The organism is Clostridium polynesiense (genome assembly GCF_000820705.1).
GTDB lineage: Bacteria > Bacillota > Clostridia > Clostridiales > Clostridiaceae > Clostridium_AA > Clostridium_AA polynesiense.
Genome location: NZ_CCXI01000143.1, coordinates 1 through 16785 on the forward strand (window position 1 = coordinate 1; position 16785 = coordinate 16785).

The window sequence follows — 16785 nt, forward strand, 5'->3', positions numbered from 1 at the left end:
ATAATCATCTCAGAGAAGCCAGTATTAATGGGCTTTACAGCTCAATATCAACACCTAATTGATATTCCTAATATTGAACGCTTAAAATTAATGAAATACTGAACTAATGCCAGCAATCCTAAGACTTTCAACCTATTTTAGATATGGAAGCCATGGCTTGCAACACTCTGGAAATTCCATATTCAATATTCCCCATTATTAAATTGGAACTTTTTTTAAAAAGTACCTGCAAAAGAATCTGTTACTCCCTACAACCTTGGAATATATCTTTCAACTAACGTTATAGTATTTTTATAAAGACTAAAATTAATTCCTATGTAAGTCTACTCCTTTTTTCAATGCTTTTACAAACGAAATTTTAATTATTTTCTTTATCTCATTTTACACATAGCAATAAGACCTATAGATTTTTTTCTCTATAGGTCAAGTATATAATATATAATTAGAAATATGCTTATCGCGCCAAACTTATCCATTTTTAGGAAACGAATCAGTCAAATAAGATTTTAATCTTACTAGAAATTTTATTAAAATTCAATATTATAATAATTGTTTAAAATATTATCTATAGCGTAATTATCCTTAGTATTTATTATTTTTTCCTTATCTTGTTCAGATATATCAGGAATAGAAAAACTTTTAAGATAATTTTTCGCAAAAGATTTATATCCATTGGAGTAATCTTTACTTGTATGTTTTATGTAGTACCAAAATATACTTGATAAGAGTATCTTCTTCAAAAACTCTAATTCATTATCATCCTCAGAGAATAGTGCATATCCACAATAAAATAACATATCTTCTTGCTTGCAAATTACTGCTAAAGGTTCCTTAGACATATATGGGAGAAGTATTTTCTTGCCTGTATTATTTAAACCTTGCGTTCTTCCGAAAGCGTACCATTCTGGGTATTTTTCTTGCTTCCCCTTATCTCTTTTCGCTAGTTCATCTTTTATATCTAATAGATATTTATAAGTTTCTGGAAACTTCTCCATAAATGATGCGATATTAATGATGGAAAAAGCGTTCTTTATAATCTCATATGGAAATATTAGTTTCTCGCTTTTTATTTCAAGATCTTCTTCATTTTTTATGACATTAGGTTTAATTATATCTCTACAAATTTCCTTTTCAATTAAATATTCTTTCCCATTCCTTAATAAAATATAATGATTATCCAATGTAGCTTGTGGTGTAAAAATATAAAGCTCATTTTTTAATGTTGCAATCCCATTCTTGATTTTATAATCACCCAATTTTCTTTTAAATGATTCAAGTATGGCAATATTTGTATTAACTTTCGAATCACCTAATTTCCACCCCTTCATATAATCCAAATCTTTCACACTTATGATATTAAAATTATTATTAATATTCACCAATTCATCTAAACTGAGATATTTCAGCATACTTTTCCGGTTCTTTTTGTTTATAATCGTAATACAAGTATAGCTAGTAACCCCTTTAAACATTTGATTATCTCTAAAATTAACAATTTTAAGATTGTATTCTCCATCAGTTAGGTACTTTCTTAAATTTCTACCATTTAAACTATGCAAATACGAATTAATAGATATATATCCTAATTTTCCACTATCATTTAAAAGTTCTATGCCTAATTGAAAGAACGGTATATATAAATCAGTATTACCTATTTGAGCAACATACCACTTCTTTAAATTATCTTTAACTGATTCACTTATATTTTTTATTCTTACATATGGAGGATTACCTATTATAAAGTCAAATCCTCTATTCTCAAGTCTATGATTAAATAATTTCTTCCAATCTAATTGCAAAGCATCTGCAGTTATCAGATTAAAACAATTTTCAGATACAATTTCTCCATTTTCTAATGCATTAATAGTTAATATTACTTTAGCTTTTTCTATATTGTGTTCATATATATCCACCCCGAAAATTGCCCTTTTATATATATCCTCATAACTAAATAAATACCTTTTTCTCAATTCATTAGAAGCTGTAAGCAGTAATGAACCGCATCCACATGATGGGTCACACATTGTTGGGTATGTTGCTCTTGTATAGTCCGATAATAGCTCATTTATAATAAAACTCTTTACTTTTGGTGGCGTAAATACCATTCCATTCTGCTTCTTTTCCTCTTCAGGGATAAGTAATTCGAATATATTTACCAAGTTCTCAATATTTAAATTATTGCCAAAACTTTCAACCACTTTAGATACTTTCGTATATATCAAACTATCCAAATTACCACAGTAATCTTCGAGAAAAGTACTCTTTTTAACATTAATGTTATTAATATCTAAATATTTATTTACTATAGCCTTTTCAAGTTCCTCAATATTGTTTTTATCTACTTTAGTTTTTTTAGTCAAATTTTTCACTAGGTTTCTTAAGTCCATGTTTATCAACTCCTATTAGGATAAAACGTATTTAAAAGTGAATTACACTCTTTTAGCATACGAAAAGATAATATAAAGGTAGGTCCAACTTATCTATCAGATCTTCCGACGCTATTAATTAAATTAACCTCATCCTTTGTCAATTCATATAAATCGTAGACTAATTTATCTAGATATCTCCACTTTTTCTTAAGCTCTTCATCGACTATGTTGTTTTGTATTTCATTTAATGATAAAAATTTAGTGTTAATAGTGGTTATTTCTTCGTATACCTTAGAGAACTTCTCTAAAAGTGTAGTATCATTTTTTAACTTAAGATAAGGAAGTGGTAAGGTTTCAATGAATTGCCTATTTAATTTCTTATAACCATTACTCTGAGGATTAGCAATTGCTTTTGCCATTACACTAAATAATGTTGAGTTAATTATGCATCCAATTGCCTTCAGAAGCTGTTCATCTCCATTATGTAAACTTAATCCCCACATATTAGCATTATCCAAATAAATCCCATCAGTATTAATAATCAATGTCGCTATAGTTTCTTGTGCCGTCATTGGAAATATTACTCTATCTTTTCTGAAAGAAGCGTGATTCTGTTTTCTAGTAAATAGATGCCATTTCTCATCTGTTTTTTTTGTTCTAACGTTAGCCTTAATCAAAGCCTTGTTATTCGAAAGGTATCTTCCGCACTTAGGGAACCTTGTTGTAAAGTCAGTAAATAAAATTGGTTTAGTTTCATTACCGTCTTCATAAGGAAATATAGCATAATAAGTTGGTTGAACTTCTTGTAGTGCCTTAAAGGTTCTATTGCATAATAATGGTCTACACGATCCAAGCTCTATCTCTACATAATCATTAAGTCTATTATGACCATGAATAATGTTATCTATTATCCTATCAGCCTTAATATGGTAAATATCATTCCATAATACTTGTATTCCAACCTCAATCTTAATATTTGGATTTGACTTTATATCTGCAAATTTCTTTTTTAGTTTATTAACAAGTTTTAAGGTCTCAACATCTTCAAAATTCCAGGTAGGCATATCTAAAAGATCATAATCATATATCTGAAAATCACCTTCGAATTCAGCTAGCTTGTTTTCTAACAGAGCTCCATCGCCATTTATCTTTAAATATTTAAAATTTGAATTTTGACATTTCGTTAGTTTTAATATAGCAACATAAGTAGTCCTCTTCCTAAATATAGTCTGTGAATCAAAATCTATTATTGTATGAACATATTTATTATTTGATAAGTATCTTCTAGCTTTATCTGCATATTCCGTTTTGAAAAATCTTTTTTGCATAATAATCCCAAGCACACCAATATCATTTAAAAATCCTATGCATCTCTCTACAAAGTATATTGATAAATCGGCCTTTTTTTTATCTGTACTATATACTTTTGCAAAGTAATTTCTCATGTTAGGTGTTAGTTCAATAAATTTTCTAGTTTCAACATAAGGTGGGTTACCAATAATGAAATCAAAGCCTCCATTCTGTGTGAACACACTGGATAATCTTATATCAGACTTTACATCGAAGGCTTTCATAAGCATCTTCTCTTGTATTTCTATATTAGGAATTAAACTATAGATATCTGTTCCAACCAAAGTGTTACCAAGGACTATGTTATTTCCCAAGCTTTCTAAAATCTTACTTCCGAATAAGCCCAATTCTTCATTTATCAAATAATTTTCATTGGTATCTATTAGTTTTAATGCTACAGACATTTTAGCTATTTCAACTGCTTCTGGGTCTAAATCCATTGCATAGATACAATTGTTAAATAAAGTCTTCTTTAAATCATTTTTTAAATAAATTACTTTATCCTTTACAATTATTTTTTCAGAATACGTATCCGGAAGCTTTTTATTTATATAAAGTTCTTTAACTTTTTCTTCTAGAGCCTCATATATTGATAAGATAAATGTTCCACTACCGCAAGCAGGTTCCAATATCTTTATCTTTAATAAGTCTTCAATATTATCAATTGATTCTAATCTCTCTGCCATTGTACTCTGAACTATAAAATCCACCATGTATTTTGGAGTACTTATAGCACCTTGTTGCTTTGAGTACTCAGGTTTATATCTTTCAACTACATTACCTCTTGGATCTATTTCTAACTTTATACTTAAAAACTTCTCATACATATCTGCCAATAATTTTATTGGTATAACATCGAATCTATATGGAGTACTATTAGAATACAAACTGCTTACGAAGTCAAAAAAAATATAATTATCTATTTTAAGTTTGTTCATAATAGGTACAATCCCAAATATTGGACCATCATAATGCTTATAAAAATCATTTATACAGTACTCATTAAACTTTTTCCAAAATCCATCTTTGATACACTCTAAGAGTAAACCATCCTTTTCAATTAGCTTTGCTTCACAAATTCTAATAAACACTATTCTATTTATAATTAGTTGTGCTAAGTTATTCAATATACTACTGTTAGCCTTAATTAAATCTTTATTATTATTTAGTATATGCTGTGCTAATATAGTTTTAAAATTAACAAGTTTTTGTGCAAATGCTTCGTCTAAGGATTTTATATTTTTAATCTTTAGTGATTTTAAGTATCCATCATAACTTCCTCCAAGAACAGCTTCTCTATCTAAGAAACCATATAATAAATCAAAATTATGCAAGTAATTATCTATATGTAAATATATTCTTCCATTACTTACGTCATCATCTGGGCTAGGTACATAAGAACAGTCATATATTGATAATTCTTCAAAGTTACTAACTATAGAATATCGTAGACCTGACGACCAACCATAAGACTTAACCTGAAACGCAACATTGTCATCTGTGTCTACTCTAACATCTAAATCTTTAGCATCAATGTAGAATAATTTATTCTTGTTGTACATAAATGAATAGTCAGGAATCTTATGTTTTGATTGTATCTTTTCCAAGTTAATACTTTCTTGCTTTGATAGTTTTTTTTCTTGTACTACCTCTAAAGTATTATTAACATCCCAACCAAATATCTTTACAAATTCATTTATCCACCCTCTCATAGTCTGCTCAGTTGCATATTCTAATTTATTTTGAGACTTGAATTCCCTATATTTTAATATCAATTCAGCTAATAAGCTCTTTTTAGTTTCTTTATTCATAAAATATCCCCCCATGTAGTATTGTATCATACATAAGGCTAATATTATGCAATAAAGTTTAGAATCACTATACTATATATTTATTAGCAGAATTAACCGACTAAAACAAGGCACATTAAACTTATATGCCAAAAAATAAACGTCACTTGTGATATAATTATTTCTTAAAGAAACAAGTTACTTGTGGTACGATTACTTTTGAATTACTCTAAGATAATATTATCTATCGTGGTTTTCGATAATATCAGTAATTTATAACCTTTAATCAAATTTAGCAAAGAACTCATTTATAATACGGCTCCTCTCAATAATCCTAATCACCCCAAAAAGCTGATGGTGAAAAGTCATTTTAGAAAAGCAAAGCTTATAATCCATCTTCTTGATTATTTCCAAGGAAAGCCTTAAGGATCTTCATATAATAAAGGTAATGCCGCTTATACCCCTAGTGTTTAAAGCCTAAATAAAGAAATCAAACTCCTCTGAAGAAAGATCTTTTCCTTTAGATTTAAAGCTATCACATAGGAATTATCCTCTATGTGCTTTAGTATAGATTTTCCTTAATTTATCTTTATCTGCTCTTCTTCTTTTTCTGAAGCATTATCCGGTGTCTTTTCTTCATTTGATTCTATAATCTCCAGTTTGCAGTATCTCTGAAGGAATTTGCTGTATACCTTTCAGATCCTGTAACATCTATAATTGCAGTTTCTATTACTGTAGCTATCTTTACAGTGCATTTTAAGAGGATTTTAGCTAAAAATTCAGAGGAAGCTGCTATATAGTCATAGTAAAATTTGAAAAGCTTAGTTCTCTAAAAAGGCGGTGACACATAGTCACCGCCTTCTAATTTATTTCTCTATTAACTTTTCCTAATATTACTTCCAGTTTTCAAGTATATACTTTTCAGCCTCAGTGCACCACAAACCCTTATTCTTCTTTACTATATCAGCAAGCTCAGCAAAGCGAGGATCTGTCTTTCCCTTTTCTTCAAAATCTTCAATTGCAGTAAGCTCCATATTAATGTGGGTATATATGAGCTTCTTTCCACCAGGAATCTTTGGAAGGTTTAAGGTTGTTTCTGCAACGCTGTCAAGGCCTCCAATATGTGTTAGCATAACTGCTGGATTAATCAGCTTTTGTTCAGTGAGCTTTAAGGACTCAATTAAATCGTCAGTGTTTCCCCCTGTTGTTCCCATAATGTGAGTTGAGGCATAGTGAACATTGTAATAGTTGATTTTCCCTGAGAACTCTGTGTCTGTAGGTCCTGCAAAGAAGTTAAGGCATCCGTCTCTTCCAAGTATTTTATCCGCTTGTTCTACAACAGATTTTACTGGAGCAAAGGCAAATACATCATCAAAGCCTGTACCTTCAGTAAGCTCCTTTAAATATTCAGCTGGATTCTCTAAATCTTTAGTATTCACAAATATTAGATCAACTCCGCAGCTCTTAGCTTCTTCCTTAGAAAATATCTGATCTGCTCTGCTTAGTCTTCTGTCATCTACATCAGTAACAACCAATAATCCCGGCCTTCTATCACAATGAAGAGCATAGTCTATTGCTCCAAGTCCCATTGGGCCGGCTCCGGCAAGAATCGCTGTCTTTCCGCCTTCCTTTATTCCCATATGATGGACATACTTACCCATCTCAGTATGATAGTTTGCATGGAATGCTCCAATTATGCAGGACATAGGCTCTGCAAGGGAAGCTTCATAGTATGAGTCTCCATCATAGTTTAATAAACAGCCTAGCTCCATAACCTCTTGAGGAATCACTGCGTAGGTAGCATCTCCTCCAAAATACATATAGGAGTAGCCTGGTGATGCCATGCTTCCTTTATAGTTTAAGGCTGGCTGCTGAGCAAATTTTGTTCCCGGCTTAAACTGATCCCGCCACTTCTTTCCCACCTTAACTATATTTCCTGCAAATTCATGTCCTATAATTATAGGATTTTCATGGACATCCTTTGGCACTCTTTTATGGTTCTCGCCAAGAATTGCACACTTGTAGCTGGACATGCAGATGCTGTCTGATATGATCTCAACTAATATTTCATCCTCCTTTATTTCAGGAAGCTCAAACTCTTCTAATCTTAGATCATTTGCACCATATAATCTAACTGCTTTAGTTTTCATAATAACTACCTCTTTTCTATAATTTTATATATTCAAATTTCACGTTCTTTTTAAGCTCTAAAATATCCTTAAGCTCTGCTGGCTGAGTTCCCGAGGTCATAACATTAGCAGCACTTACAGCAGTAGCCAGTACAACAGTCTCCTCCATTGAATACCCTTTTTCAGAAGCTATTGACAAGGCTGCCACCATTGAATCTCCGGCACCAACGGTGCTTTTAACAGGAACCTTTAGTCCTTCAGAGCGGACTATCTTATCCTTGTCTATAAATAAAGCTCCATCTCCGCCGAGGGATACAACAATTCTCTCTACTCCATAATCATGAAGCTTCTGAGCTGCTTTAACTACTTCCTCAAGGCTTTCAAGGTTTTTACTACAAAGCCTTTCAAGCTCGTGGATATTAGGTTTAATTAAGTATGGACCCGCCTTTAAGCCTTCCTTTAAAAGCTCACCATCAGCATCTAAAATTACCTTTGCTCCAAGCTGTCTGGCTCTTTTTATCCATGTACCATATATATCCTTGGGCACTCCAGCAGGGGTGCTTCCTGATAAAACTAATATGGCTTCATCCTTTATTGCCCCGAAAATGCTTTCTTCAACCTTAGTCAAGTCCTCAGCTGCTACAACACTTCCCGGTTCATTTATATCTGTATTGCTGTGATTTATGTTATCTATAATCTTCAGATTTGTTCTTGTTTCTCCTTGAATAAAAATAAAGTCATTTTCAATATTTAAGGAGTCCAAATAGGCTTTAATAAACTCTCCATTTTTTCCTGCAAGAATTCCAAGTGCTCTGCTTTCTCCTCCAAGACTTTTGATAACCTTGGAAACATTGATTCCCTTTCCTCCTGCATCTACTCTGATTGAAGAAACTCTATTAACACTGCCTGTCTTAAAATCATTAATTTCAACGGTTTTATCTATTGCAGGATTTAAGGTTATAGTAATAATTTTAGTTTGTTGTGAAGGTTTCATATATATAGTTCACATCCTTTGTTGTCTTTAGCTTATTAAGGCTTTCCTCATCTTCATCGCCAATAACTGTAGCTATATTTGAAAGAATATCCATGTGTTCATCTCCAACACCTGCTATACCAATGACAAGGTAAGCCTTTTCCTCACCAAAATCAATTCCTTCCGGAAACTGAAGCACTACTATACCGGATTTTTTAATGAAATCTTTTGCTCTGCCTACACCATGGGGAATTGCAACTCCACAACCAATATAGGTAGTCAGATCATCTTCTCTTTCTATCATTGCCTCTATATAACTTTCATCAACATATCCGCTTTCAACCAGAAGCCTGCCTGCCATCCTTATAGCTTCATATTTATTCACTGAAGGCTGATTAAGCTTTATATTATCCTTTTTTAACACTTCATTTTCTGTATTATTGCTTGCACTTACTGCTGCAACCATATCTTCTTCTACACTTCCTCTTTTATTATTAAAAACTGAAAAAAATTTAAAACCCATGATGCTCCTCCTTTGCTGCGCCTAATTTATATTCATATCGTAAAATTCTTCTAAATAGTTGTTAAGTTTTTTATAGACCTCTTTCTCCGATCCCTTCTGCAAGCTCACTAAGAAATCTGGCGCTTCAATTAACTTGCTGCTTAACAAACTCATTATTTCTATATGCTGCTTATGACAGTGCTCTGGAGCAAGCATTATAATTACTAATTTTATCTGCTCATTCTCATCTTCAGAATTTAAGGAATACAATACCTTATTAATCCTCACTGCTCCAAAATATAGCTTATCTACTCCCGAGGTCTTGCAGTGGAGTAGTGCTGCACCAAAACCGCTCAATACAGTACTGCCTTTTTCTTCCCTTTCAATTAAATCCTTTTGTATCTGCAAAGAATTCTCTTTATCTGTAGAAAGTTTGCTGCTTACTTCTTCAATTACTTCCTCCATGGTGCTGAAGCCTGCATAATGGTACAGGAAGAAATTATTTAAAACCTGCAGTATACCTTCTGCGTAAATATTTAATCTTGAAAGCTTCTCCTTTAAATCAATTGTACTGCTTTGAGTTTTTACATTATCTGCGGGCTTATTTTTTAGCTGTTTTATTAAAGCTTCCAGCTTATCCTTGTCTTTATCAAATAATAAAGGATTTACCACAACTACCGGAAGCAATACTGCTTCTATAGGCACTGTAGAAATAATAAAATCTACACCCTTGTCTATTAGCCTGCTTTCCTTTACATGCAGCGATGATATGATATCTACTACCTGAATATTGTCATATTCTTTTTGAATCCTTGTGGCCAAAAGTGACGAAGTTCCCATTCCCGTGGGACAAGAAACTGCAGCTTTAAATACTTTTTTTCTTCCTGAGGTTTTTCTTTCCAGTGCTGCACCTAAGTGCATTGCAATATATGCTATCTCAGAATCCGGCAGCTTCATGCCTAAATAATTTTCAATTGGTACAACGGATTTAGCTGCCAGCATAAACAGCTCTGAATAATGCTCCTTTATTTCCTGAAGCAGTGGATTTCTTATATCCATATTCATCTTAAGCCTGTTTATTGCAGGTTCCAGATGGCTTATAAGTCCTGTTAAAGACTGTTCATCATACTCTAAAAAGCTGCCTGTTTCAACCTCTGCAACCTTAATCATTTCTTTTGCCAGAGCCTCAAGTACAGTGTTTTCCCCTTTGCTTTCGAAGCCCTTTGAGCCTCTTAGATGCATGGTAATATATCCTGTCTCTTGTTCTGGAATCTCTATATTAAACACCTTTGATATTTTTTCAGCCAGGTTAGCTGCTATTTCAAATTCTCCATAACCCTTCAGCTCCTTAAGATAAGCCTTGTCCATGCTTATCTTTTCATTCTTTTTTATCCTTTGAATGGCAAGAGCTAAATGTACAAGTAATCCTATATAAGCATTATCCGTTAAGCTATAATCAAGTGCTTCTTCATGTTCAAATATCAAAGCCTCTAATTTTCTAATTGTGTCTTTTTCTATTAAATTCAATAATCGTTCCCTTGTATTAACTTCTGTAGATAGGCTCTCTCTAATCAAATTCAAAAGCTGTGCTTCATTTATATTTTCATATATTAAATTAGCTATAGCCTTTCTTATTTCAGATTCCTGTCCCTCCATATATACACCAAGGCCAGGTTTTCTAACAAGGTTTAAGCTGTAGTCCTTAAGCCACTCTTCCACTTTATCAAGGTCATGACTTACAGTTCCTTCTGTAACATTAAGCATTTTTGTAAAAACAAAAAGCTTCACAGGTTCATTATTTTGCAGTAATTCTCCAAGAATCATAATCTGTCTTTCCTTTGGAGAATAGCTTTTAACCTCTTTGCCTTCTTCAAGGTCTTCTAAAATAGCTTTTCTTGCCTCAAGATTTCCCTTAAGCCTTATGCCTATACCAGGCTTCTTTTCCAGGCTGCAGCCATAGCTTTTAATCCACAGACCAATACCTCTTAATTCTCTAAGCACCGTTCTGCTGCTTATGCTCAGCTTCTTGGCGATGCTTGAAATGGTCACATATTCATATTCACTGCAAAGTCTTATGAGTATTTTCTTTTGCCTTGCTGTAATCTTAATCTGTCCCATATCAAATCACCACCTACTTAATAATTTAACCGGTTGCGTCAACTCAGTGTCTAATCTGGCGAGAATGTATTAAATATGCTTCATGATCTATCTACACATTTTAAACATTCTCGCTGGATTAGTTTCTAAACAGCACAACAGGTTAGTTTAAAACAAATACGATAATTTTTTATGATAACCTATTAACTAAAGTATCATACTCCGGGCTGTTCATGAAGTTCTTAATAGATATATGCTCTGCATTTGGAGCCTTGCTTCTGGCTCTATCAGTAAGACTTTCATGAGTTACAACTATTTCTGCATCAGCAGGTACTTCATCAATAGCACAGTGAACTACTTCAATATTAAGTCCGGCTTTTTTAAGCTTGTTTCTTAGTGTAGTAGCTCCCATAGCACTTGAACCCATTCCGGCATCGCAAGCAAATATTATTCTGCTTATAGCTTTCTTTGCTGAAACTGTCTTAAGATCCTTAACCTTTTCCTTTGCATCAGCTAATTCTGAATCATCAAGCTTATTAGCGCTTCTCTTTACAAAGTAAGAAGCAACCAGGAAGGAAACTACTGTGGAGATGATGACTCCAGTTAATACAGCAAAGTGCCCACCCTTTGGTGTCATGGTCAATAATGCAAAGATACTTCCCGGTGATGGAGCTGCAACAAGACCTGCTCCTAAAAGACCAAAGGTTAATACTCCACTTGCACCTCCAGCTATAACAGCCAGCAGAAGCATTGGATTCATAAGAACATATGGAAAATATATTTCATGTATTCCACCAAGGAAATGTATGATAACTGCTCCCGGTGCTGATTGCTTTATCATACCCTTTGAAAATACCCAATAAGCTAAAAGTATTCCAAGTCCTGGTCCTGGGTTTGTTTCAAGCAGGAAGAATATTGACTTTCCTAATTCCTTAGCTTCATTGATTCCTATTGGTCCAAGTACTCCGTGATTAATAGCATTGTTTAAGAAAAGAATTTTTGCCGGTTCTATAAATATGGATGAAAGAGGCAGCAAGCCTGCATTTACTATTGCGTGAACTCCATTTCCCAAGGCTTTGTTTAAAGTCTCTACCACTGGTCCTATTCCTGAATAAGCAAGTAGTGCCAGAATCATACCTATAATTCCTGCGGAGAAGTTATTTACAAGCATTTCAAAGCCTGCAGGTATTTTTCCTTCCAATGCACTGTCAACCTTCTTTATTACCCAGCCTGCAGCCGGCCCAACTATCATTGCTCCTAAGAACATTGGTATGGATGCCCCAACTATAACTCCCATAGTAGCTATAGCTCCAAGCACTCCCCCTCTTGTTCCGCCAACCATCTTACCGCCAGTGTAACCTATTAGTAATGGCAGCAAATATTTAATCATAGGGTCCACCAATTTTGCTAAATATTCATTTGGTGCCCAGCCAGTACCTATAAATAATGCCGTAATAAGCCCCCAAGCGATAAATGCACCTATGTTAGGCATAACCATACCGCTTAGAAAACGTCCAAATCTTTGTACATTTTCTTGAGTCTTCCCTTTTGTTTTACTTTGTGGGATAGTTTGTAGATTTGACATTTCACTTTCCTCCCATATATTAACTTCGTAATATATAAAATAGGCTTCTGCAGAATTCCCTTTATTACGTTAATTTAATTATAGTATGTGAAACGTTTTCACTCAATGCTAAGATACCATGGTGGAGTCCTTAGTGATTAGTGACAAAATTAAATAGCGGGTAATTGTCTGTCTTTAAAAAAGAGCCCTTCCATAGCAAACTGAGGAAGTGAATAGATGCGAAGAATTTCCCATTTTATTCTTGTGTTTATCTTCTACATAATTTTGGTATAATTCTAAGGTGATATTTTGAAATACCGTAGTAGGATCGCTGCGGAGGTTTTGAACGTTTTATCCTCCCGGGCTATTGGTGAACTATTTCACTATAGCTATGGGGTAGTATTGGATATGTTTGATATTCTTATAAAATGTATATCTGTTGTTTATGTAATAAAATTAGTTTTAAAGCATAATCTTTTTATACATCATTAAAAAATTAAGATTAAGTTTCTTGGTCTTGATATAGAAGTTAAAAGCAAAAAAAAAAAGTGCTCCATCCAACGAAGATTAGCACCTTTTCTTAATTAACGTTATTAATATCATTCAATAGCCCTAAAACAAAATAAATGTTCTAAGGATTGCTTAGTGTTACCAGCACTAAGCTTTTCTTATTTATATTATATAACATTCTTATAAAAAATAAACTTATATAATTTTTTTATTTAAAAATTTTAATTTCAATAATATAAGTTGAAAATTTCCTATCTAATGTTATTTTAATACCTAATAAATTTATTCACTAGTTAAAATCCGAGTGTCAAATTATTATTTACCAACACTTAAAAATTATTTTTCCCTTTAAATATAGCACATTTTACAAATATTCTATTACTTATGATACGGTATTTTTACTTATAAAAATAGTCTTAAGCAAGTTATATCAATGCCTAAAGCTAAAAACCTCCCTTACTTATGGTACGGTTCACCTTAGCATATATAAAAAAGTTTATATTTTCCCATATACAATATAATTAATATTATTTCAAATTCAAGTTTTAATTATATATTTTTATTAAAAAAAGATAGGCTTTTAAAACCTATCATGCTATTTGCATTTCCAAATTACTTATACATTTAATGTTTTATATCATCATCATTTCTATCCAATAGTTTTCAACTCATTTCATCCACACAAATTGGAGTTTATCATAGACATAATATTAATTAATTCCATTAATCATTCTTTAGTGTTTGTTTTTTATTATCCCAGAATTCTTCTGCCAGTTTCATATATCTAACAACGCTTGCTCCACTGTCTATTGATTCTTCTCCTTGTGCTATTATTTTATTAACAAATTCCTTACTATTAATCATATAGATTTTAGAGCAATAATCATAAATACTATCAAATAACTTCAAATAGGTTTCCAATGCTTCTCTATTGGAAGTTCTCGCACGACTAAGTATAAATTTATCTTTTCCCTCTGTTTGATAATATCTACTTAATCTATATACAAACATATCAAGTCTATCATACTGACACGATCCTTTTACCAGTTGCAAACCACCTGTCATTGGCATAAAAGAGAAATTTTCGAGTTTATGGTACGTATCATAACATTGATCCAATTCATCTAAATAAGCATTGAATTCGTCCCTTTCATAATCACGTCGTAACAATTCCTTAAATTGTTCATATTTTTTTTTGGATTTTTTATCTTTTCCAAAGTTAAAGTCTGTGTCTCCACTCATTTTAAATTTTGGATATTGATTAAATTGCGCATATTTTTTATTAATGTTAATTGGTGCGTAAATTCTAATACCTTGTTTTTTTAAATTATTATAATCAAACTTTTCCCAGAAAGTCCATCTTGAAGGAGTATAGATTTCTTTATATTCGGCCCATGCCTCTGGTGATGCATCATAATCATATTCACTCTCAACAACTTTCAAAATATAACTAGTCATTTTATTTTCCCTCTCCAAATCCCACTTACACACTATATCTTCCAACAAATTACTAGGATAATTATAACACAAGTCAATGATTCTATTTATAAATTTCATATTAACCAAAATTATTAGAACGAATAATTTTGGTTCTCCATAGATATGCTTCATCGCACCCTAAGTAAAAAAGTTTAAAATTTCCCATATACATCATAATCAATATTATTTCAAATTCAAGTTTAAATAATATCTCTATATGAAAATAGCTAGAAAAATTTTTATAATTTTTCTAGCTACCTTTACAATACACCTTTTATCCAATTAGGTATCTTTTTATCAGACCATTTTATCTTTCCCTGTTTTAAATATGCAATTTCTTTTAACATCTCTGTATTATCATATATATTTACTTCATCACATATTTCAATTACATCATTTAGATTTTTTAACGAATCATAATATCTTCTTTCTATATCTTTATCAGGTATTCCATGTCCACCTTTGCTTACCCTAATTTTAACTCTTTCTTTAGCAGCTTCTGGATCTTTTAACCCTACATAATTCATAACTACATGAAAACCCTGTTCTTTTGCAAATCTTATATTCTTCACTATACTTTTTCCAGATAAAGTGGTTTCTTGATTAAAGGATATACCTTCTAAAATATATTCTTTTATTAACTTAATAGCTTCTCTTGCACATTTAATTTGCAGACTATTATCTTTCCACGATCCAAGTCCAGCTACCATTTCATCAGTATTAATTCTTTTTTCATTTTTATTTTCATTATAATATATAGATTTATACATTGAAGTTTTACCTGCACCATTAACTCCTGCAAAAATTGTATATGTTGGCATACTATTCACCTATAACTTTCGCCTGTTCTTTTTGTAATACTAAATTAGATAAGGTCATATAAAAGTCTTGCTCTTCTTTTGTCTTAGCATTTTTAAACAATTCTTTTAATTGGCTATATGAATATTTTTTAAAAACATCATACAGATTAATATCCTTATTTTCCAATTAAATTACCTCCTTCACAAAGCATCTATACAAACATTATATATCAACCTCTATAGACTATAAACCTAATCACTTTTAATTTTGATTCTCCATAGATACGACTCTCTGTAACATCTGTAAGTAAGTCTTTTCCATTTCATTCTTAATTAATATCCTACAAAAATAATTTAAGGTTGGGTTTCAGAAAACTAAGTTAGATAATATTAATAATAAAGTAGTATTTTTTTGCTCTAAAGTTATAAAGTACTTATTCTTTACGGATTTATTTCGCAGTTTTATTGATAAAATCAATTTCATACTGTCCTTCACCGTATTTTCTTTCGTTGTCAATAATAGTACCCTCTGTGAGGGTGATACGCAGAATGATTGAGTTAGGATTATCTTCGTCGCCAACTTCATCGAACCAGCCGAAGATTTTTTTAAATTTCGCTCTGATTTCAGCATTCTTCTCGTCCTTAACCCAACCTAGATTTTCAGCGGTGCCATGAAAAGCATACCAATCTAACCCAGCTACGGAGACCTCGTTGTTCTTCTCAATTTGCAGCATTTTATTTTTTTTGGCGTCTGTAGAAACATAAAATATGCCGTCTTCATAATAAGCGCAAACCATACGGACAGCAGGACGTGGATTACCCTCAGTGTTTGGGAATAGTGATATTGTCGCAAGGGCAATAACTTCTTCTTTACCATTACCACAACGTTCCTCCATAAGTTTCATAGCCTTTTCGTACTTGCTCATTTTAAACTTCTCCTTTTTTAAATTTATTTATATGCTGTAACTATAATCAAACCACCGAAATAATTACACACTTCCTCAATGCTTATAAAAATATACGGTCTTCCGTGTCTGCTCCGGCTTTTGAACCATACCACTGATTGTCGGGATTTTTATTTACTACCGGAATTATCCTTTATTTATCAGCTGCACTGAACTTGTCATAAAACTCACCATTAAGATATTTTCTTAAAGCACAATAAGTCTAGCTGTAAACCTTCCATTTTGCTTCTTTTTTATAAAATTATAAACATTCAAGG

11 protein-coding genes are annotated in these 16785 nt (G+C 32.1%); all 11 read right to left on the reverse strand.

Annotated features, from left to right (window positions below; genetic code table 11):
- Positions 1–527: 527 nt before the first annotated feature.
- Positions 528–2387 (reverse strand): Eco57I restriction-modification methylase domain-containing protein, encoded by a 1860-nt coding sequence (locus tag TA89_RS15345; protein WP_052447558.1) that lies wholly within the window; start codon positions 2385–2387, stop codon positions 528–530.
- 89 nt (positions 2388–2476) lie between these two features.
- Entirely contained in the window at positions 2477–5530 is a 3054-nt protein-coding gene (locus TA89_RS15350) for an Eco57I restriction-modification methylase domain-containing protein (RefSeq protein ID WP_040214663.1), read from the reverse strand.
- An 872-nt stretch (positions 5531–6402) separates the two neighbouring features.
- Positions 6403–7659 carry a zinc-binding dehydrogenase gene (locus tag TA89_RS15355; RefSeq protein ID WP_040214664.1) on the reverse strand — a complete coding sequence of 419 codons (1257 nt, stop codon included), beginning with the start codon at positions 7657–7659 and terminating at the stop codon, positions 6403–6405.
- A 16-nt stretch (positions 7660–7675) separates the two neighbouring features.
- Positions 7676–8632: a 1-phosphofructokinase gene (pfkB, locus tag TA89_RS15360; protein WP_040214665.1), complete on the reverse strand. Its 957-nt coding sequence runs from the start codon at positions 8630–8632 to the stop codon at positions 7676–7678.
- Complete coding sequence (locus TA89_RS15365; protein WP_082023978.1) at positions 8610–9134, reverse strand: PTS mannitol transporter subunit IIA; 525 nt, start codon at positions 9132–9134, stop codon at positions 8610–8612. The genes pfkB and TA89_RS15365 overlap by 23 nt, the downstream gene beginning before the upstream one ends.
- 21 nt (positions 9135–9155) lie before the next feature.
- Positions 9156–11231: a BglG family transcription antiterminator gene (locus TA89_RS15370; RefSeq protein ID WP_052447559.1), complete on the reverse strand. Its 2076-nt coding sequence runs from the start codon at positions 11229–11231 to the stop codon at positions 9156–9158.
- Positions 11232–11400: 169 nt separating this feature from the next.
- A complete protein-coding gene (locus TA89_RS15375; protein WP_052447560.1) occupies positions 11401–12795 on the reverse strand; it encodes a PTS mannitol transporter subunit IIBC in 1395 nt (464 codons plus the stop codon).
- Positions 12796–14007: 1212 nt separating this feature from the next.
- Positions 14008–14727, reverse strand: a complete 720-nt coding sequence (locus TA89_RS17830) for a hypothetical protein (RefSeq protein WP_207642853.1) — start codon at positions 14725–14727, stop codon at positions 14008–14010.
- A 296-nt stretch (positions 14728–15023) separates the two neighbouring features.
- Entirely contained in the window at positions 15024–15584 is a 561-nt protein-coding gene (locus TA89_RS15385; RefSeq protein WP_040214666.1) for an ATPase, read from the reverse strand.
- Between the two features lies 1 nt (position 15585).
- Positions 15586–15750: a hypothetical protein gene (locus tag TA89_RS18660; protein WP_187119319.1), complete on the reverse strand. Its 165-nt coding sequence runs from the start codon at positions 15748–15750 to the stop codon at positions 15586–15588.
- Between the two features lie 262 nt (positions 15751–16012).
- The gene (locus tag TA89_RS15390) at positions 16013–16489 is read right to left on the reverse strand and encodes a pyridoxamine 5'-phosphate oxidase family protein (RefSeq protein ID WP_040214667.1); all 477 of its coding nucleotides are present in this window, start codon (positions 16487–16489) and stop codon (positions 16013–16015) included.
- Positions 16490–16785: the final 296 nt, after the last annotated feature.

Coding starts and splice junctions, on each gene's coding strand:
- TA89_RS15350 (WP_040214663.1), bottom strand. CDS start 5,530: ATGAATAAAGAAACTAAAAAGAGCTTATTAGCTGAATTGATATTAAAA.
- TA89_RS15390 (WP_040214667.1), bottom strand. CDS start 16,489: ATGAGCAAGTACGAAAAGGCTATGAAACTTATGGAGGAACGTTGTGGT.
- TA89_RS15355 (WP_040214664.1), bottom strand. CDS start 7,659: ATGAAAACTAAAGCAGTTAGATTATATGGTGCAAATGATCTAAGATTA.
- TA89_RS15365 (WP_082023978.1), bottom strand. CDS start 9,134: ATGGGTTTTAAATTTTTTTCAGTTTTTAATAATAAAAGAGGAAGTGTA.
- TA89_RS15375 (WP_052447560.1), bottom strand. CDS start 12,795: ATGTCAAATCTACAAACTATCCCACAAAGTAAAACAAAAGGGAAGACT.
- TA89_RS15370 (WP_052447559.1), bottom strand. CDS start 11,231: ATGGGACAGATTAAGATTACAGCAAGGCAAAAGAAAATACTCATAAGA.
- TA89_RS15345 (WP_052447558.1), bottom strand. CDS start 2,387: ATGGACTTAAGAAACCTAGTGAAAAATTTGACTAAAAAAACTAAAGTA.
- pfkB (WP_040214665.1), bottom strand. CDS start 8,632: ATGAAACCTTCACAACAAACTAAAATTATTACTATAACCTTAAATCCT.
- TA89_RS15385 (WP_040214666.1), bottom strand. CDS start 15,584: ATGCCAACATATACAATTTTTGCAGGAGTTAATGGTGCAGGTAAAACT.